We start from the raw sequence: 3,110 nt of genomic DNA on the forward strand, positions 1-3,110 counted from the left end.
ACAACGACAACGACAACGACGCCCGGTCCGTGAGAACGTCCGGTAGCTGTAGCTATAGCTGTAGGGCACGCGATGCGTACCCTACGACATGTGCGTTAATACATCAGTTCTGATCGCACCCCGGCCTCGCTCGGCAAGTACGCGACCACCCGCCGCGCCGCGGTCAGCGCAGACATCCAACGACCAGCACCCCATTGCCGACCGGCGATGCGGAGGAGCCCATGCGATTTTTCAATAACGCCGGACCGGTCGACTGCACCCAGCACTATTGCCTGGACCCGCTGCATCGCATCGACCTGGAAGAGGTCGAAGGGCTGCTCGGACAGCAGCGCTATTTCGTGCTGCACGCCCCCCGCCAGACCGGCAAGACCTCCTCGCTCCTGGCCTTGATGCACCATCTCAACGCGGGCACCCGCTACCGCTGCGTCTATATCAACGTGGAGCCGGCCCAGGCCGCCCGCGAGGACGTGGCCGATGCGATGCAGGCGATCCTGAGCGGACTCGGAAGCTGGGCGCGACAACTGGCCGACGATCCCTATCCGGACCAAATCTGGCCCGGTGTGCTGGCGCAGCGGGGCCCATTTGAAGCCTTCGGCGAGGTCTTGAGCCGCTGGGCCGAACACAGCGACCGGCCCCTGGTGTTGCTGATCGATGAGATCGATGCACTGATCGGCGACACCCTGATCGCCCTGCTGCGCCAACTGCGCGCCGGTTACACCAAACGCCCCCGCGCCTTCCCGCAGAGCGTCGTGCTCTGCGGGGTCCGTGACGTGCGCGACTACCGTATCCACTCCGCCCGCTCACAAGAGATCATTACCGGCGGCAGCGCCTTCAACATCAAGGCCGAGTCCATCCGGATGGGCAATTTCAGCGCGGCGGATGTCGCCGCACTCTACCTCCAGCACAGCACGGAAACGGGACAGGTCTTTACCGCCGAGGCCATTGAACGCATCTGGGACCTGACCCGCGGCCAGCCCTGGCTGGTCAACGCACTGGGCTACCAACTGTGCTTTCGCGACCGGGGCGCGCGCGACCGCCGGGTCATCATCACCGCGGAGCGGGTGGAGCAGGCGAAAGAGGTCCTGATCCAGCGCCGGGACACCCACCTGGACCAGCTCGCCGACAAGCTGCGCGAGCCGCGCGTGCGCCGCGTCGTGGAGCCGATGCTGACCGGCGGCGAGGCCCAAGGCTCGGTACACGAAGACGATATCCAGTATGTCACGGACCTGGGCCTGGTCGCGCGGGACTCCGGCGTACTCGCCATCGCCAACCCGATCTATCGCGAGATCATCCCCCGGCAATTGACCTTCGTCCAGCAGATCGACTTCGAGGCGCAATACCAGAGCGCCTGGTACATTGCGCCGGACGGCCGTCTGGACCTGCCTAAACTGCTCACCGCCTTCCAGGTCTTCTTCCGCGAGCACTCCGAACACTGGATCGAGCGCTTTGAATACAAAGAGGCCGGACCCCAATTGCTGCTTCAGGCCTTCCTGCAGCGGATCATCAACGGCGGCGGGCGGATCGAGCGCGAATACGGACTGGGGCGGATGCGCACGGATCTCTTTATCCTGTGGCCCTATGACGGCGATCAGGTCCAGAAGGCCGTGCTGGAGTTGAAGGTCCGGCATCGGGGGCTGGAGGCGACCATTGCCCTGGGACTGCAACAGACCTACGAATATCTGGACCGCTGCGCCGCGCAAGAGGCCCACCTGCTGATCTTCGACCGGAGCAAGCGGGCTTGGAGTGAGAAGGTCTTTCGGCGGACCGAGGGGTTTGCCGGGGTGGAGATTGAGGTGTGGGGGATGTAGGAGTGGCCTTGAGCCGGTCGGGCCCTATCGTAAACCGCCAACGCCTGCGTGAGACGCTTCGCGACTCAAGTATTGCTTGGCCAAACGTTGACCATGGTTCACATAGGATTACTCAGGTGATTCTCCCCAACCCGCGCTGGCCCTGGCTGGCCCTTCGGCATGACGGACCTCCGGTAGCGGGTCGTCTTCGACCGCCTGCGCCCATCGCGCTATCGTTGGGTCCGCCGCGTAGCCGCATGCCGACATTGCCAGCGCGAGGTGGGCGCAGCCCCACCGCAACAAGGGAACGTCAACCTCGTCTTCCTCACGATGGTCGCGGTCATATCGCAATTCCTGAATCAGGTAGCGTAGCCCGTCCAGAGTCATTTGGGCAATGGCGTCGCGTTGCTCGGAAGAGCCGTCCGCGAAGATCCAGCGTGCTAACTGAAGCGCTTTGTTAAGGCTGTGTTTTCGTCGGTTGGCGATCATCACGCCGACCTCTCGGCATAGATCGCCCGGCGGCGCTGGGATTCGTGATGTCGGTTCTGAAGCGCCAATCAACCAAAAATGGAGGCCATCCACGGCCTCTTCGGCAACGACCGCGTTGTCTGAAGACAACCCTATCCTCATCACCATGGCAATGTCGTCGACCCTGTTAGGTAAGGACTTCGCCAAGCCAGCCAACAGTCGGAAACTTGGCGTGTGTGTCTGGTTCAGCGCAGCCACTTTGACCAGCAGCCCCTCCGCAACCGCAGGCGACAGATCGATCTCAGGAAGAATTGACTGGAGACCAAAAATGGCTTCGCGAGTTCCAAACTCGACAAATGGCTCGTCATCGCATGCCACGGGCAACTTCACCCACGCTTCTACCGCAGCCGCGAGCTTGGCGCACTCACTCGCCGTTAACGCCAGTAACCGCTTATGCCCCTTCAGGCTAGACAGGGCAGTCCCCACCCGCCAGAATGCCTCATTAAGTCGTTTCTGATCCTTTGCCTCCTGAGAGCCGAACCAGTGATCTCGCAACCTCTGCTCTGCCAAGCCCGGTGAGGGTTCTGGCAATAACAAGAATACCCAGTGAAACAGATTGGTTTCACTTGGAAGCGCATCCACACCGGTAAAACGTGGTAACCAAAGCGCTTCGGCGACGCGCTTCGCTTCGAGATCGGTTAGCCGGCTCCACAGGCAGGGCAATTGCATCAAAAATCCCTAATATTAGCCGTTCCCGATTTAGCCCAGTCTTAGGTCAGTTCTCCGCACCTACACGCCAGGGATGCGCCCTTTTCAGAGGCTTTTTCCCCAACATGCCTGGCCAATAGCACAAGC

The 3,110-nt window shown here is 61.7% G+C and carries 2 protein-coding genes; one reads left to right on the forward strand and one right to left on the reverse strand.

Annotated features, from left to right (window positions below):
- Window positions 1-221 precede the first annotated feature (221 nt).
- Window positions 222-1,808, forward strand: coding sequence for an AAA-like domain-containing protein (locus QZY48_RS32060; RefSeq protein ID WP_295438345.1), 1,587 nt, complete (start codon window positions 222-224; stop codon window positions 1,806-1,808).
- 108 nt (window positions 1,809-1,916) lie between these two features.
- Here QZY48_RS32060 and QZY48_RS32065 read toward each other — a convergent pair whose 3' ends face one another.
- Window positions 1,917-2,984, reverse strand: coding sequence for a hypothetical protein (locus tag QZY48_RS32065; RefSeq protein WP_295438348.1), 1,068 nt, complete (start codon window positions 2,982-2,984; stop codon window positions 1,917-1,919).
- Between the last annotated feature and the right edge of the window lie 126 nt (window positions 2,985-3,110).

Origin of the sequence: uncultured Thiodictyon sp. (assembly GCF_903828115.1) — a bacterium.
GTDB lineage: Bacteria > Pseudomonadota > Gammaproteobacteria > Chromatiales > Chromatiaceae > Thiodictyon.